Raw genomic sequence first — 15419 nt, forward strand, 5'->3', positions numbered from 1 at the left:
GTCAGAAAATGGTCATAAAGACGTATAGGCCGAAGGCGGCACGGTCAAGACGCGTCAACTTGCCCGATTACCGAAGAAATCCTTGACCTTGGTGAAGAAACCCTCGGATTCCGGCTGGGTGTTGCCGGAGGAGAGTTTTTCGAACTCGGCCAGCAATTCCTGCTGTTTCTTGGTGAGATTTTGCGGGGTCTCGACCACGACCTGAACATACATGTCGCCCATCTGGCGCGAGCGCAGCACCGGCATGCCTTTTGATGCGATGCGGAATCGGCGGCTGGACTGCGTCCCTGCGGGGACCTTCACCTTGGTCTTGCCCTTCTCGATGGTCGGCACCTCGAATTCGCCGCCAAGCGCCGCCGTCACCATCGAGATCGGCACACGACAATGCAGATCGGCGCCGTCGCGCTGGAAGAACTGGTGCTGGGCCAGCGACAGGAAGATGTAGAGGTCGCCGGGCGGGCCGCCGCGGACCCCGGCCTCGCCCTCGCCGGCGAGCCTGATCCTGGTGCCGTCCTCGACTCCAGGGGGAATGTTGACCGACAGATTCCGTTCGCGGGTGACACGCCCCTGACCCGAGCAGGACGGGCAGGCGTCCTCGATCATCTGGCCGCGCCCCTGGCAGCCGGGACAGGTCCGCTCCAGCGTGAAGAAGCCCTGCGACTGCCGTACGCGTCCGGCGCCGCCGCAGGTCGAGCAGGTCTTCGGCTTGGTGCCGGCCTTGGCCCCGATGCCCGAGCAGGCTTCGCAGGTGACCGAGACCGGGATCTCGATCTGCGCGGTCTTGCCGCCAAAAGCTTCCTCGAGCGTGATTTCCATGTTGTAGCGCAGATCGGCGCCGCGCTCGCGGCCGCCACGGCCGCCGCGCTGTCCGGCCATGCCGAACAGATCTTCGAAAATGTCGGAAAAAGAGGAGGCGAAGCCCGCGCCGAAACCGGGGCCGCCACCGCCGCCGCCCTGCTCGAAGGCGGCATGGCCGTAACGGTCATAGGCGGCGCGCTTGTCCTTGTCTTTCAGGACCTCGTAGGCCTCGTTGATTTCCTTGAATTTGACTTCGCTGGTGTCGTCCCCGGGATTGCGGTCGGGGTGAAACTTCATCGCCAGCTTGCGGAACGACGATTTCAGGACGGAATCGTCGGCATCGCGTTCGACTTCGAGGGTTTCGTAGTAGCAGCGCTTGGTGGACGTGGACATGATGAGCTCAGTCTATCCGATCGCGATTCAAGTCGGAGCGAAGCAACGTCGCCATGCAACGATATAGGCAGCCTTCCGCCTCGCGGCAGAGGATTGCACGGCAGCATTCAGAATAACGGCTGGGAATTGATCGATCGTAACGGGGCCGATTTTAGCAAGGCCTTGCCCCGTCGAGCCCGACACGATGGCCTCCCCCGCGAGGGAGGAGGCCGTTGGCGCGTGTGGGGTCCAAGCCGTCCGCATCATCACCCTCGCGGGGTTCAGGCGGACTTCTTGTTGTTCTTGTCGTCGTCGACTTCGGTGAACTCCGCGTCGACGACGTCGTCCTTGGCCGCATCCTTCTTGGCGTCGGCCTCGGCCTGCTGCTTGTACATGGCCTCGCCGAGCTTCATCGACGCCTGGGCCAGCGTTTGGGTCTTGGCCTTGATGGCTTCGGCATCGTCGCCCTTCAGCGCTTCCTTGAGGTCGCTGACCGCATCCTCGATCGCGCGGCGCTCGGTCTCTGCGACCTTCGAACCGTGCTCGGCCAGTGCCTTCTCGGTCGAATGCACCAGACCATCCGCGTCGTTCTTGGCAGTCACGGCCTCGCGGCGCTTCTTGTCCGCCTCGGCATTGGCCTCGGCGTCCTTGACCATCTTCTCGATGTCGGCTTCCGACAAACCGCCGGAGGCCTGGATGCGGATCTGCTGCTCCTTGGACGTGGCCTTATCCTTGGCCGAGACGTTGACGATGCCGTTGGCGTCGATGTCGAAGGTCACCTCGATCTGCGGCATGCCGCGCGGGGCCGGCGGAATGCCCATCAGGTCGAACTGACCGAGCATCTTGTTGTCGGCCGCCATTTCACGCTCGCCCTGGAAGACGCGGATGGTGACCGCGTTCTGGCTGTCCTCGGCGGTCGAGAACACCTGGCTCTTCTTGGTCGGGATCGTGGTGTTGCGGTCGATGATGCGGGTGAACACGCCGCCCAGCGTCTCGATGCCCAGCGACAGCGGGGTCACGTCGAGCAGCAGCACGTCCTTGACGTCGCCCTGAAGCACGCCGGCCTGGATCGCGGCGCCGATCGCCACGACTTCGTCCGGGTTGACGCCCTTGTGCGGCTCCTTGCCGAACAGCTGCTTCACGACTTCCTGGACCTTCGGCATGCGCGACATGCCGCCGACCAGCACCACTTCGCCGATCTCGGCGGCGGTGAGGCCGGCATCCTTCAGCGCCTTGCGGCAGGGCTCGACGGTCTTCTGGACGAGGTCATCGACCAGCGCCTCGAACTTGGCGCGGGTGAGCTTCATCGTCAGATGCTTCGGGCCGGTCTGGTCCGCGGTGATGAAGGGCAGGTTGATCTCGGTCTGCGTCGTCGACGACAGCTCGATCTTGGCCTTTTCAGCAGCTTCCTTCAGGCGCTGCAACGCGAGCTTGTCGTTGCGCAGGTTGATGCCCTGCTCCTTCTGGAATTCGTCGGCCAGATAGCCGACCAGGCGCATGTCGAAGTCTTCGCCGCCGAGGAAGGTGTCGCCGTTGGTCGACTTCACCTCGAACACGCCGTCGCCGATTTCGAGAATCGAGATATCGAACGTGCCGCCGCCGAGATCGTACACGGCGATCGTGCCGGTTTTAGTCTTGTCGAGGCCATAGGCGAGCGCGGCCGCGGTCGGCTCGTTGATGATGCGCAGCACTTCAAGGCCCGCGATCTTGCCGGCGTCCTTGGTCGCCTGGCGCTGGGCGTCGTTGAAGTAGGCGGGCACGGTGATGACGGCCTGGTCGACCTTCTGGCCCAGATGGGCTTCCGCGGTCTCCTTCATCTTCTGCAAGATGAACGCCGAGACCTGCGAGGGCGAGTAGGTCTGGCCGTCGGCCTCGACCCAGGCGTCGCCGTTGGAAGCCTTCACGATCTTGTACGGAACGAGCTTCTTGTCCTTCTCGACCATCGGGTCGTCGTAGCGGCGGCCGATCAGGCGCTTCACTGCGAAGAACGTGCGCTCGGGATTGGTGACGGCCTGGCGCTTGGCCGGCTGGCCGACGAGGCGCTCACCGTCGTCCGTCACGGCGACGATCGAAGGCGTCGTGCGCATGCCTTCGGAATTCTCGATGACTTTGGCGTTCTTGCCATCCATTACGGCGACGCACGAATTCGTGGTGCCGAGGTCGATCCCGATGACCTTTCCCATGGTCCTGTATCCTTGTTTTTGCGGCAGGCTGGCTGGGCCCAGAAGGCACCCGAACCGAAACCCCCTAAGATCAAACATTCGCGATATTGCGATGGTTGGGGGTCATATAGGAGGGGGGGAGGTGCCCGCAAGGACCGAACGCAAGTTTCGGCCGTGAAAACATTGGGTTTTGGAAGAACATATCCGGGCTGCACCGCCCTTGCAGGTGAGGAATTATTAACAGGTGCCGCGATCAGCCGGCATCGGCTACCGCATTCCGCCCCGCCCTGTTGCGGCAAGTCCAAACCCGCTAAAAGGCGGGCAGCCGGCCGGGCTCGTCAGCGGGCTGCGTTGCGCGACAAAAGGGGCCGGCTGGCCACCATCGAACGGCCTCAATGTGAACCAATCAGAGTGCCCATGAAGCTGATCCGCCCCCTTGCTGCGCTCGCCCTCCTCGTTGCCTCTGCGCTTCCGGCTCTGGCTGCCGACGCCGTTTTCCCACCCGGCTTGCGCCTCGGCATGGTGCCATTGGTCGGTCTCAACACGGCCAAGACCTTTCCCGGCTTCGAGAGCGAGGACGGCAACGTCAAGGTGCTGATCACAGAACTGCCGCCGGCGGCCTATGGCGAGGTCGTGAGCGCCTTCAACTCCAATCCGGCCGGAGCCAACGGCGTCAAGCAGGACAAGATCGAGACGCCCGCGGGTCTTGCCTATTTCACGACCGAGAGCGGCAAGGCCGGCGAAACCCCGGTTCGACGCTATTCGATGATCGTGCCGGGGGCCGGCTTCTCCGGCTATGTCGCGGTGCAGATTCCGGAGAATGCGAGCAAGATCTACACCGACGAAGCGGTGCGGCAGATGTTCGCGAGCGTCGTCACCCGCAAGCAGGTCTCGGCCGAAGAGCAGATCGCGCTGATGCCGTTCAAGATCACCGATCTCGCCGACTTCAAGGACGTTCGCACGCTGGCGCCGGGCTCGAGCATCATCCTGGCCGACGGCGACGAGAGCTCCGGCTATGAATCGAAGCCGTTCATCATCCTCGGCGTGATTGGCGCCACCCCGCAAGCCGCCGACGACCGCGCCCGCTTCGCCCAGGAGGCGGCGCTCCAGATTCCCGGCGTGCGCGAGTCGCGCGTCACCATGTCCGAGCCGATCCGCATCAGCGGCCAGCAGGGGTTCGAGACCCGGATCGACGGCGTCAGCGGCAAGGACAAGACGCCGGTGACTGTGGTGCAGTGGATCCGCTTTAGCAGCGGCGGCGCCTCGCTGCGCATCATCGCCAGCGCCCCGCGCGAGCAATGGCCGGCCGCCTTCACCCGCTTCCGCGCAGTCCGCGACGGCATCCAGCCGAAGGGCTAACCCGACACTCATCCGGTCAGCAGCCCAACCACTCACCAAAGCCGGCTGCATTTTCGGGCTTCTGTTCGTATACGAACGGAACTAGGCTCCCCTTCCGTTGAGTTCATCCTGGATGGGAGGCGAATGATGCTGGATCGGCGACAAGTCTTGGCGGCGCTCGGGACGAGCGCGCTCGTGGCGCTCGCGCCAACCGCGATTCTGGCGGCCACATCGATCAAGCCGGACGATGCATCCGCGCTGCTCGTGATCGACGTGCAGAACTGCTTCCTGCCCGGCGGCAGCCTTGCCGTGAAGGAAGGCGAGCAGGTGGTGCCCGTCATCAACAAGATCTCGAAAGCGTTTTCGAACGTGGTGATGACGCAAGACTGGCACACGCAAGGCCATGTTTCCTTCGCGTCGGTCCACGCTGGCAAGAAGCCGTTCGAGACCGTCGATCTTCCCTACGGCAAGCAGGTGCTGTGGCCCGACCATTGCGTGCAGGGCACCGACGGCGCCGCACTGTCGAAAGACCTTGCGATCCCGCACGCCGAGCTCATCATCCGCAAGGGGTTTCACAAGGACGTCGACAGCTATTCGGCCTTCCTCGAAGCCGACGGCAAGACCTCGACCGGCCTTGCCGGCTATCTGAAGGCGCGCAAGATCAAGCGCGTCTTCGTAGTCGGGCTGGCGACGGATTTCTGCGTGGCCTGGACCGCGCTCGACGCGCGCAAGGCGGGCTTCGAGGTCTATGTGGTGGAAGACGCCTGCCGCGGCATCGACAATCAGGGTTCGCTCGCAAAAGCCTGGGCCGATATGGCCAAGGCCGGCGTGAAGCGGATTCAGTCTGCGGATATCGCGGCGAGCGCGTAAGAGGCGCGACCGAACTGCAAGACCCTCATCCTGAGGAGCGCGCATTTTCGCGCGCGTCTCGAAGGATGAAGGCCCCGCTGCAGCAGTTCGGCCTGCATGGTTCGAGACGGCGCTGACGCGCCTCCTCACCATGAGGATCTTCAGTTCGCCGCGCCGTTCGGCTCGTTGCTGTTAGCGGGCGCGGCCTTGGCGCCGCCTTTGGCGACACCGACCAAGGCAGGACGCAGCACGCGCTCGCCGATGGTGTAGCCGGCCTGCATGACCTGCACGACGGTGCCCGCGGGTACCGACGCATCGGGCACCTCGAACATCGCCTGCTGGAAGTTCGGATCGAACTTCTGGCCCAAGGGGTCGAACTTCTTCACGCCGTGTTTTTCCAGTGCGCTGAGCAGCGAGCGCTCGGTCAGCTCGACGCCCTCGATCAGCGAGGCGAGGCCTGCATCGGCCGCCGCACGGGCCTCGGCCGGAACGGCATCGAGGGCGCGCTGGAGGTTGTCGGCGATGTCGAGCACGTCGCGGGCAAAGCCCGTGACGCCGTAGAGCTTGGCGTCAGCGACCTCCTTGGCGGTGCGCTTGCGCAAATTCTCCATCTCGGCCAGCGTCCGCAGCATGCGGTCGCGCGCCTCGGCGACTTCCTTCTGCAGGAGCTCGACCGAGCCGGGCTCGGGATCGTCGGGCATGATGTAGGGTTTTGACACCACGGGCTCGCCGGCCGCAGCACTCGTGTCTTCGGGTTGCCGGTCTCGATCGGTCATCGGCTCTCTTTTCGCATTCATCTCAGGGGTTTCTGGCCCGCATATCGTGCTTCGGGCGCCGAAAATCAAGCGCCCGTGATCGCGGGAGACGCCGGTCAGCCCCCCAGGAGCCGGCTGACGATGCGGGCAGCGTAGTCCACGGTCGGGATCACGCGGGCATAATTCAGCCGCGTCGGCCCGATCACGCCCAAAACGCCGACGATATGGCCGGCGGCATCCCGATAGGGCGAGATGATGGTGGACGAGCCCGACAGCGAGAACAGCTTGTTCTCACTGCCGATGAAGATCCGCACGCCTTCCGCGGTTTCGGCCCGGCCGAGCAGGTCGATCACGCCGCGCTTGGTCTCGAGATCGTCGAACAGCAGGCGAACGCGCTCGAGATCCTCCAGCGCATGCAAATCCTCGAGCAGATTGGCGTGGCCGCGGACGATGAGCTGGCGATCCTCGTTCTCGCCGCCGGACCAGCTGGCGATGCCGGCCGAGATCACCTTGTGCGTCAGCTGATCGAGCTCGGTGCGCGCCTCGCCGAGCGCGGTCTCGAGCTCCAGCCGCGCCTCGGCCAGGGTCCGACCCCGGATACGGGCATTGAGGAAGTTGCCGGCTTCGGTCAACGCCGAGGATGGAACTCCCGGCGGCAGCGTCAAGACGCGGTTTTCGACCTGCCCGTCCTCGCCGACCAGGATCACCAACGCCTTTTCCGGTTCCAAGCGGACGAATTCGATATGTTTCAGCCGCGCATTGGATTTCGGCGTCAGCACGACGGCGGCCGCACGGGTCAGGCCGGAAAGCCGCGTCAATGCCTCCTCGAGCGCGGCCTCGACCGATTGCGCGTGGCCCACGGAGGTCAACTGGCTCTGGATCGCCTGCCGTTCACTGTCATTGAGGTCGCCGACCTGCATCAGGGCATCGACGAAGAAGCGCAGGCCGAGTTCCGTCGGCAGCCGGCCGGCGGAGGTGTGAGGGGCGTAGATCAGGCCGAGCTGTTCCAGGTCGGCCATGACGTTGCGGACCGATGCGGGCGACAGCGGCATGGCGATCAGGCGCGAAATATTGCGCGAGCCCACCGGCTCCCCGGTCGCGAGGTAGCTTTCGACGATTTGACGAAAGATGTCGCGGGAACGCTCGTTGAGCTGGGCAAGGCCCGCGCGCGGCGCGATCAGATGGATCGGATCGTGATGGGCCACAGACCGTAACTCCTCTCAGATACAGCTAATTTGTCTATCCCTGGGGCTTCTGACAAGCGTGGCGTTCGCGGATTGAAAATCGGGGGTGAATAAGGCCTCGATCTTCCCCCTTGCCGCCCACCCTTACCCCCCCTACAAGCACCGCCAACAGCCCTTTTCCGAGAGTTTTGGAGGATTCCCATGCGGCCAAGCCGCCGTGCGCCCGACGAATTGCGCCCCGTGACGCTGGAGCGCGGCGTGGTCAAATATGCGGAAGGCTCGTGCCTGGTGAAATTCGGCGACACCCACGTGTTGGTCACCGCCACGCTGGAAGACCGCCTGCCGCCGTGGCTCAAGGGCCAGGGCCGTGGCTGGGTCACCGCCGAATACGGCATGCTGCCGCGCGCGACCTCGGAACGCACCCGCCGCGAGGCCTCCGCAGGAAAGCAGAGCGGCCGCACCGTCGAAATTCAGCGCCTGATCGGCCGCTCGCTTCGCACCATCATCAATCTCGAAGCGCTCGGCGAGCGCCAGATCACGGTCGATTGCGACGTGCTCCAGGCCGACGGCGGCACCCGCACGGCCTCGATCACCGGCGCCTGGGTCGCCCTCGCCGATTGCATCACCTGGATGAAGGCGCGCAACATGGTCAAAGCCAATGTGTTGCGCGACAACGTCGCCGCGATCTCCTGCGGCATCTACAAGGGCACGCCCGTGCTCGATCTCGACTATGCCGAGGACTCCGAGGCCGATACCGACGCCAACTTCGTCATGACGGGTGATGGCCGCATCATCGAAGTCCAGGGCACCGCGGAACGCGAGCCGTTCACGGAAGCCGAGTTCCTCGCGCTGATGGCGCTGGCGCGCAAGGGCGTGGCGCGTCTGGTGGACTTGCAGAAACTGGCGGTAGCGTAGTCAATAGCCCGATGCATCGCCGAATCACCGGAAAGCTGGTCATCGCGACCCATAATCCCGGCAAGCTCGCCGAGATGAAGGAGCTGCTCGCGCCTTACGGCATCGAGGCGGTGTCGGCCGGCGAATTAGGCCTTCCGGAGCCGGAAGAGACCGGAAACGATTTCCGCAGCAATGCCGCGATCAAGGCGATCGCGGCAGCGCAGGCGACGAAGCTGCCATCCTTCGCCGATGATTCCGGCATCGTGGTCGACGCGCTCGACGGCGCGCCCGGCATCTACTCGGCGCGCTGGGCTGGCCCGAACAAGGATTTTGCCGCGGCGATGGCGCAGATCGAACGGCTATTGCAGGAGCGCGGCGCGACCACGCCCGCCAAGCGCAAGGCGCATTTCGTTTCCGCGCTCTGCGTTGCATGGCCCGACGATCATCTCGAACAGGTCGAAGCGCGCGTCGACGGCACGCTGGTGTGGCCGCCGCGCGGCACCGCCGGCTTCGGCTACGACCCGATGTTTTTGCCCGACGGCCACAGCCGCACCTTCGGCGAGATGGAGAGCCTCGAGAAGCACGGCCTGCCGCCGCTCGGTCTCGGCCTGTCGCACCGTGCCCGCGCCTTCGTGAAACTGGCGGAGATCTGCCTTGAGCCGCGCTAGAGCGTTTTCGAGCGAAGTGGATACCGGTTCGCGCCAGGAAAACGCGTCAAAACAAGAATCCGAAGCCTTCGGCGTCTACGTGCACTGGCCGTTCTGCCTGTCGAAGTGCCCCTATTGCGACTTCAACAGCCATGTCCGCCACGCCGCGATCGACGAGGCGCGCTTTGCGTCGGCTTTCGCGCGCGAGATCGCTGCGACCGCCGAGCGCGCGCCCGGCCGCGAAGTCACCTCGATCTTTCTCGGCGGCGGCACGCCCTCACTGATGCAGCCTGCGACCGTCGGCGCTGTGCTCGACGCCATCGGCAAGCACTGGACCGTGGCGAAAGACGTCGAAGTCACGCTGGAGGCAAACCCGACCAGTGTCGAAGCCACGCGCTTTGCCGGTTATCGCGCCGCCGGCGTCAATCGCGTCTCGCTCGGCGTGCAGGCGCTCGACGATGCCTCTCTGAAAGCGCTCGGTCGCATGCACAGCGCGCGCGAGGCCCTCGATGCCGTCGCCATCGCGCGCCGCTCGTTCGATCGTTATTCGTTCGACCTGATCTACGCCCGTCCCGACCAGACGCCGGCGATGTGGGCCGATGAATTGCGTCTCGCGATCGGCGAGGCAGCCGAACATCTGTCGCTCTATCAATTGACGATCGAAGAAGGCACGCCGTTTTTCGGCCTGCATCAGGCCGGCAAGCTGAAGACGCCGGATGAAGCGGTCGCACGCGCGCTCTACGATGTTACCCAAGAGACCTGCGACAGGCTCGGCCTGCCCGCCTACGAGATTTCCAATCACGCGCGGCGCGGCGCCGAGTGCCGGCACAATCTGGTCTACTGGCGTGGCGAGGAATATGCCGGCATCGGCCCCGGTGCCCATGGCCGGCTCGACATCGACGGTATCAGGCACGCGACCGCCACCGAGAAGCGTCCCGAAGCCTGGCTGATGCGGGTCGAGACCAACGGCCACGGCGTCGTCACCGACGATCTCCTCAACAGCGAAGAGCGCGCCGACGAATTTTTGCTGATGGGGTTGCGCCTTGCCGAGGGCATCGACCCCGAGCGCTACCGCGCGCTGTCAGGCCGCTCGCTCGATCCCAAGCGCATCACGCTGCTGCGCGAAGAAGGCGCGATCACAGTGGATGCAACGGGACGGCTGCGCGTGACCAGCAGCGGTTTTCCGGTGCTCGATGCGGTGGTTGCGGATCTGGCGGCGTAGCGAGCTGCCGTAGGGTGGGCAAAGCGAAGCGTGCCCACCATTTTTCACCACATGTGCAGAAAGACGGTGGGCACGGCGCGCAAAGCGCGCGCCTTTGCCCACCCTACGGCACTGTCGTCCCGCGCTACGCCCCAAAACTCTTCGGCGAACCCGCCACGGCCACGCCGCCGCCGGTCGTGACCTTCATCACCGCGAGGCCCCGCTCGTTGGTGCCGTCGGCGCGGAAGCGGAACAGGCCGTCGATGCCAGCGAATCCGGAAGGATTGGTGAGCACGTCGGACGAGAAGCGGGTGGTGCCTTGCGTGCGCGCCAGCGCAGCAACGAGGGCGACGGCGTCATAGGCGAGCGTTGCGGTGCGCACGGGCTCGGCGCCGTATTTGGTGCGATAGCGGCCGGAGAAGGCGCGGAAGCCGGCCGGATCGGGCGCGGCGTAGAGGCCACCTTGCAAGCTTGGGCTGGCATAGACGCGCGGACTGTCCCACAGGCCGGTGCCGAGCAGCTGGATATTGCGCAAATTCGCACCCGCCGCGCTCATCGCATCGGCGACCGAGACGACGGCGTCGCCATCATCGGCGATGAACAGCGCATCGGCGCTGCCGAGCTGCTGCGCCACGGTCCGGGCCGGCGTGGCGCGGTCGGCGCCGTATTTCTCGAACGCGACGATGCGCCCGCCGCGGCGCGGCACCGCCGCCTTCACCGCGGCCTCGACCACGTTGCCATAAGCATTGTCGGGCACCAGCACGGCGACGGAGCGCTTTCCGATGCTGCCGGAATATTCGACGATGCGGTTGACGTCGGACTCCGGCAGGAAGCTCAGCAGATAGACACCGCGGCCGGCGATGCTGGAATCGGTCGAGAACGCCATCACCGGGATGCCGCGCGTGCGCGCGATTTGCGCCACCGCAGGCACGGATTGTGCGAACAGCGGCCCCAGGATGATCTCGGCGCCCTCGTCGACCGCCTGCTGCGCACTCGCCTGCGCGCCCTGCGGGTTGCCATTGTCGTCCTTGATCAGGAGCTGGATGTTGGGATTCTGGAACTCGGCCAGCGCCATCTCGGCGGCATTGCGCATCGACTGCGCGGCGAGGCCGGCATTGCCGGATGCCGAGAGCGGCAGGATCACGGCAACCTTCACCCCGCCGGTGCCGGCGGTCGTTGCCTGCTGCGGCGGGCCGGCCGGCTGGGCCGGAGGCGGAGAGGAGCTGCTGAACGGATTGGAGAACTGGCTGAGGCTCTGCTGCACGCCGGCGCAGGCCGACAGCAGCGGCGTGCCGAGCAACAGGCCGAGCGCGCTTCGCCGGGTCGCCCCTGACATCAGGGGGCCCTGAACGGGAGATTCCTCCGGAAAGGAGGATCTGGGATCACGTGGGCCCGTCATGACAGTTTCTCTTCTGACCGACCGTCGCCAGCCGGTCACGACATTCTTTCCACGACACCGGCCATGGATTCAGGCATATTGTCGGCAAATAGTTAACTCAAACAAAAGGATAATGCCCGCTTAACGCGGCTTCCTCTCAAGTTCTGGCTAGCTGTCCGCCGTCCATCACCCAGCATCAAGGCGGCGTTTCCGCCGCGAATATGGCGCTGACGCTTCATTCCCTGGGGAATGTGATGCCGAATGGATCACATTCCAGTCCTTCCTCGCCCCTTGCCTCGCCCAGGCACGATCTTTTTCCGGGGACCGGTTCCCAGTCCCGGGGATCATGCCTAAGTTCGTCTGATTATGCGCGCAAAGCCGTCCCCGATAAATACACCCGAGATCACGGAGCCCGCCTCGCGCGGTTTCGCCATCGACGCCCATCGGCTTGCGGCGCCAAAGGCCGCGCCGGGCCTGCATTTGGTCGCGACCCCCATCGGCAATCTCGGCGACATCACGCTGCGGGCGCTGCAGACCCTCGCCGGGGTCGATGTCATCGCCTGCGAGGACACCCGGATCACGCGGCGTTTGACCGAGCGCTACGACATCTCCGCGCAGCTCAAGCAGTATCACGAGCACAACGCGGAAGCGGCCCGTCCAAAAATCCTGGAGCGGCTTTCGCAGGGCGGCTCGATCGCGCTGGTGTCGGACGCGGGCACGCCGCTGATCTCGGACCCCGGCTACAAGCTGGTACGCGAGGTCTGCGCCGCCGGCCACGCCGTCTACGCGCTGCCCGGCCCGTCCTCGGTGCTAGCGGCGCTGTCGGTCGCAGCGCTGCCGACCGATCGCTTCTTCTTCGAAGGCTTTCTGCCCGCGAAATCGGCGGCACGACGATCGCGCCTGACTGAGCTTGCGCGCATCGATGCGACGCTGGTGATGTTCGATTCCGGCAACCGCGTGCAGGACACGCTTGCCGAGCTCGCCGAGATCATGGGGACCCGCGAAGCCGCAATCTGCCGCGAGCTGACGAAACTGCACGAGCAGATTTCGCGCGCGACGCTGCGTGAGTTGGCGCTTGGTGCCGACACGCTGGAGACGCGCGGCGAATTCGTGCTGGTGATCGCTCCGCCTGCGGCGGATGCCGAGATGCTGACATCGGACGCGCTCGACGAGCTCCTGCGCGAGCAGCTCGCCGCGAACAGCGTCAAGGATGCGGTGGCGCATGCGGTCGCGCTCTCGGGCCGGCCGCGCCGCGAGGTCTATGCCCGCGCGCTTGAGCTTGCCAAAGATCTGCGGGGCGGCGATGGCGAAGACTGAGGCCCCTTCGGAACCGAAAATCGCCTCGCCCGAGCGCGTCGCCGCGTTCCGCACCGGCATCTCCGCGGAAAGCCGCGCCGCGGCCTATCTCATGGCCAAGGGCTACCGCATCCTCGCCAAGCGCTTCCGCACGCCGCATGGCGAGATCGACATCGTGGCGCGCCGCCGCAATTTGATCGCCTTCGTCGAGGTCAAGGCGCGCGCAACGCTAGATGATGCCGCCTTCGCCGTGACGCCGCGCCAGCAGCAGCGCATCATCGACGCCGCGCAAGGCTGGCTCGTCGCGCATCCCGAGCATGCGGAATTCGAAATGCGATTCGATGCCATGCTGATTGCGCCGCGGTCACTTCCACGCCATGTGTTGGCGGCATTCGACGCCTCGACCTGAAAGGCAGACCATGAAACTGAACGTCGCCGTCCAGATGGACCCCATCGCCCGCATCAACATCAATGGCGATTCCACCTTTGCGCTGCTCCTGGAGGCGCAAAAGCGCGGCCACGGCCTGTCCTATTACACCCCCGACAAGCTCTCGATGGTCGGCGAGGAGATCGTCGCTCCGGTTCAGCTGCTCACCGTGCGCGACGAGCCTGGCAACCATTTCACCCTGGGCGAGCCCAGGCGCGAGGCGCTCAACGGTTTTGACGTGGTGCTGCTGCGCCAGGATCCGCCGTTCGACCTCGCCTACATCACCTCGACGCACCTGCTCGAACGCATCCATCCGAAGACACTCGTCGTCAACGATCCAGCCTCGGTGCGCAACGCGCCGGAAAAGCTGTTCGTGATGAACTTCCCGCAGCTGATGCCGCCGACGCTGATCTCGCGCGATCTCGACGAGATCAACGCGTTTCGCGACAAGCATGGCGCCGTCGTCATGAAGCCCTTGCACGGCCATGGCGGCGCGGCGGTGTTCCGCGTGATGCCGCAGGACATGAATTTCGGCTCGCTGTTCGACATGTTCTCGGTGACATTCAAGGAAGCCTGGGTGATCCAGCAGTTCATCCCCGAGGTAAAGCACGGCGACAAGCGCATCATCCTGATCAACGGCGAGTTCGCCGGCGCGGTGAATCGCGTGCCGGCCGCCGACGACCTCCGCTCCAACATGGTGCGCGGCGGCGCAGCGCAGGAGACCGAGCTCACGCCGCGCGAGCGCGAGATCTGCGCCACCGTCGGCCCGGCGCTGCGCGAGCGCGGGCTGTTGTTCGTCGGCATCGACGTCATCAACGGCAACCTCACCGAGATCAACGTGACCTCGCCGACCGGCATCCGCGCCATCGCGCGACTCGGCGGACCGGACGTTGCCGCAAAGCTCTGGGACGTGATCGAGCAGAAGCGGGCGAAGTAGGCATCGGCCCGTAGCTCGTAGCCCGGATGGAGCGCAGCGAAATCCGGGATCCCACGCCACATTCAACGGCCCCGGATTGCGCTGCGCTCCATCCGGGCTACGTGATGCATTCGCGGCATCACCCCACACATCACTAACCACGCATTCACCATCACGCGGCGCGCGTCATTCGAACGCACGGGCCGCGACTGCGTGAAACTACGGGGCCAGTGGCCGACCGGCTAACGCGACGTTCACCATCTGCCGAAAGACCACAGCGCGGCCGTCGATCGCATTCGGCCTCGCAACACCGCTTATACTTTTACTGCCTACTCATCGACGTTGGGGAACCCGCCAGGTGCGGTTCGAGTGCCCCGCGTAAGAGTAGAAGCGTATGAACACCGCACGCATTGTCGTTCTCGTCATCGCGCTGGGCGCCGGCGGCGTCGCTGCGTATCTGGCGAGCGGCTATGACAACAAGCCCGCGCCCGCTCTCCCCGTCGCCGAAAAGCTGCCGACGGTCGAGGTCCTGGTCGCCAAGAACGATATCCAGCTCGGTCAAGCCGTGAAGCCCGAGGACCTGCAATGGCAGGTCTGGCCGGCGGCGACCGCGAGCAGCGCCTTCATCCGCCGCGACAACAGGCCCGAGGCGCAGATCCAGATCGCAGGCTCGATCGCACGCGTGCCGCTGATGCAGGGCGAGCCGATCCGCGAGCAGAAGCTGGTCAAGGCCGACGGCTCCGGCTTCATGGCCGCGATCCTGCCGTCGGGCATGCGCGCCGTCTCCACCGAGATTTCAGCCGAGACTGCCGCCGGCGGCTTCATCCTGCCGAATGACCGCGTCGACATCGTGCTGACCCGTCGCCTGAAGAATCCTGACGGGGCCGCCGGTAACGACCTCATCCTGTCCGAGGCGATCCTGACCAATATCCGCGTGCTCGCGATCGACCAGGCGCCGAAGGAAAAGGACGGCCAGAACGCCGTCGTCGGCAGGACCGTCACGCTCGAGCTCAAGCCCGAGCAGGTCGCCACGCTCTCGGCAGCGCGCCAGGGCGGCACGCTGACACTCGCGCTGCGCAGCATCGTCGATGCCAACTCGCTCGACAGCACGCCCGAGGACCAGGCGAGCAAGCGGACCGGCGGGGTCAACGTGATCCGCTACGGCGTACAGGCGCGGCAACTGACGTCACAGAAGTGATGGG

14 protein-coding genes are annotated in these 15419 nt (G+C 65.3%); 9 read left to right on the forward strand and 5 right to left on the reverse strand.

Features of this window, described 5'->3' with window-relative positions; all coding sequences use genetic code 11:
* Positions 1 to 54 precede the first annotated feature (54 nt).
* Positions 55 to 1191: a molecular chaperone DnaJ gene (gene dnaJ / locus AC0L3J_RS03355; RefSeq protein ID WP_456766948.1), complete on the reverse strand. Its 1137-nt coding sequence runs from the start codon at positions 1189 to 1191 to the stop codon at positions 55 to 57.
* Between the two features lie 260 nt (positions 1192 to 1451).
* Positions 1452 to 3353: a molecular chaperone DnaK gene (gene dnaK, locus AC0L3J_RS03360; RefSeq protein WP_027566215.1), complete on the reverse strand. Its 1902-nt coding sequence runs from the start codon at positions 3351 to 3353 to the stop codon at positions 1452 to 1454.
* 396 nt (positions 3354 to 3749) lie between these two features.
* Here dnaK and AC0L3J_RS03365 point away from each other — a divergent pair, with 396 nt between their 5' ends.
* Together AC0L3J_RS03365 and pncA are read left to right on the forward strand one after the other, a co-directional pair.
* Complete coding sequence (locus AC0L3J_RS03365) at positions 3750 to 4691, forward strand: hypothetical protein (protein ID WP_473345918.1); 942 nt, start codon at positions 3750 to 3752, stop codon at positions 4689 to 4691.
* A 126-nt stretch (positions 4692 to 4817) separates the two neighbouring features.
* On the forward strand, positions 4818 to 5540 hold the full coding sequence (gene pncA / locus AC0L3J_RS03370) for a bifunctional nicotinamidase/pyrazinamidase (RefSeq protein ID WP_027514788.1): 723 nt from the start codon (positions 4818 to 4820) through the stop codon (positions 5538 to 5540).
* A 140-nt stretch (positions 5541 to 5680) separates the two neighbouring features.
* Here the strand turns inward: pncA and grpE are convergent, their stop codons facing one another.
* Positions 5681 to 6295 carry a nucleotide exchange factor GrpE gene (gene grpE / locus AC0L3J_RS03375; protein ID WP_456766946.1) on the reverse strand — a complete coding sequence of 205 codons (615 nt, stop codon included), beginning with the start codon at positions 6293 to 6295 and terminating at the stop codon, positions 5681 to 5683.
* A 95-nt stretch (positions 6296 to 6390) separates the two neighbouring features.
* A complete protein-coding gene (gene hrcA / locus AC0L3J_RS03380) occupies positions 6391 to 7479 on the reverse strand; it encodes a heat-inducible transcriptional repressor HrcA (protein ID WP_007598483.1) in 1089 nt (362 codons plus the stop codon).
* A gap of 180 nt (positions 7480 to 7659) precedes the next feature.
* Here hrcA and rph point away from each other — a divergent pair, with 180 nt between their 5' ends.
* From rph to hemW, 3 genes are read left to right on the forward strand one after another with little or no spacing between them, the layout of a single operon-like run.
* Entirely contained in the window at positions 7660 to 8373 is a 714-nt protein-coding gene (gene rph, locus AC0L3J_RS03385) for a ribonuclease PH (protein WP_027514789.1), read from the forward strand.
* A gap of 11 nt (positions 8374 to 8384) precedes the next feature.
* Positions 8385 to 9020: an RdgB/HAM1 family non-canonical purine NTP pyrophosphatase gene (gene rdgB, locus AC0L3J_RS03390; protein WP_473345919.1), complete on the forward strand. Its 636-nt coding sequence runs from the start codon at positions 8385 to 8387 to the stop codon at positions 9018 to 9020.
* Positions 9021 to 9036: 16 nt separating this feature from the next.
* Entirely contained in the window at positions 9037 to 10221 is a 1185-nt protein-coding gene (hemW, locus tag AC0L3J_RS03395; protein WP_473346071.1) for a radical SAM family heme chaperone HemW, read from the forward strand.
* 124 nt (positions 10222 to 10345) lie between these two features.
* Here hemW and AC0L3J_RS03400 read toward each other — a convergent pair whose 3' ends face one another.
* Positions 10346 to 11599, reverse strand: coding sequence for a penicillin-binding protein activator (locus AC0L3J_RS03400; RefSeq protein WP_473345921.1), 1254 nt, complete (start codon positions 11597 to 11599; stop codon positions 10346 to 10348).
* A gap of 345 nt (positions 11600 to 11944) precedes the next feature.
* Here AC0L3J_RS03400 and rsmI point away from each other — a divergent pair, with 345 nt between their 5' ends.
* The 4 genes from rsmI (at position 11945) to cpaB (ending at position 15415) form a co-directional block, all read left to right on the forward strand.
* Positions 11945 to 12895, forward strand: a complete 951-nt coding sequence (gene rsmI / locus AC0L3J_RS03405) for a 16S rRNA (cytidine(1402)-2'-O)-methyltransferase (protein WP_473345922.1) — start codon at positions 11945 to 11947, stop codon at positions 12893 to 12895.
* Complete coding sequence (locus AC0L3J_RS03410) at positions 12882 to 13283, forward strand: YraN family protein (protein ID WP_473345923.1); 402 nt, start codon at positions 12882 to 12884, stop codon at positions 13281 to 13283. Before rsmI ends, AC0L3J_RS03410 begins: the two co-directional genes overlap by 14 nt.
* A 10-nt stretch (positions 13284 to 13293) precedes the next feature.
* Positions 13294 to 14238 (forward strand): glutathione synthase, encoded by a 945-nt coding sequence (gene gshB, locus AC0L3J_RS03415; RefSeq protein WP_473345925.1) that lies wholly within the window; start codon positions 13294 to 13296, stop codon positions 14236 to 14238.
* A 373-nt stretch (positions 14239 to 14611) separates the two neighbouring features.
* Positions 14612 to 15415: a Flp pilus assembly protein CpaB gene (cpaB, locus tag AC0L3J_RS03420; RefSeq protein WP_473345927.1), complete on the forward strand. Its 804-nt coding sequence runs from the start codon at positions 14612 to 14614 to the stop codon at positions 15413 to 15415.
* The last annotated feature ends 4 nt before the right edge of the window (positions 15416 to 15419 follow it).

This window comes from Bradyrhizobium sp. Kon37, assembly GCF_055807535.1.

Bases quoted from the DNA above. Each gene is read 5' to 3' on its own strand.
- gshB (WP_473345925.1), top strand. From the start codon at position 13,294: ATGAAACTGAACGTCGCCGTCCAGATGGACCCCATCGCCCGCATCAAC.
- rsmI (WP_473345922.1), top strand. From the start codon at position 11,945: ATGCGCGCAAAGCCGTCCCCGATAAATACACCCGAGATCACGGAGCCC.
- pncA (WP_027514788.1), top strand. From the start codon at position 4,818: ATGCTGGATCGGCGACAAGTCTTGGCGGCGCTCGGGACGAGCGCGCTC.
- AC0L3J_RS03400 (WP_473345921.1), bottom strand. From the start codon at position 11,599: ATGACGGGCCCACGTGATCCCAGATCCTCCTTTCCGGAGGAATCTCCC.
- dnaK (WP_027566215.1), bottom strand. From the start codon at position 3,353: ATGGGAAAGGTCATCGGGATCGACCTCGGCACCACGAATTCGTGCGTC.
- grpE (WP_456766946.1), bottom strand. From the start codon at position 6,295: ATGACCGATCGAGACCGGCAACCCGAAGACACGAGTGCTGCGGCCGGC.
- rph (WP_027514789.1), top strand. From the start codon at position 7,660: ATGCGGCCAAGCCGCCGTGCGCCCGACGAATTGCGCCCCGTGACGCTG.
- AC0L3J_RS03410 (WP_473345923.1), top strand. From the start codon at position 12,882: ATGGCGAAGACTGAGGCCCCTTCGGAACCGAAAATCGCCTCGCCCGAG.
- AC0L3J_RS03365 (WP_473345918.1), top strand. From the start codon at position 3,750: ATGAAGCTGATCCGCCCCCTTGCTGCGCTCGCCCTCCTCGTTGCCTCT.
- rdgB (WP_473345919.1), top strand. From the start codon at position 8,385: ATGCATCGCCGAATCACCGGAAAGCTGGTCATCGCGACCCATAATCCC.
- cpaB (WP_473345927.1), top strand. From the start codon at position 14,612: ATGAACACCGCACGCATTGTCGTTCTCGTCATCGCGCTGGGCGCCGGC.
- dnaJ (WP_456766948.1), bottom strand. From the start codon at position 1,191: ATGTCCACGTCCACCAAGCGCTGCTACTACGAAACCCTCGAAGTCGAA.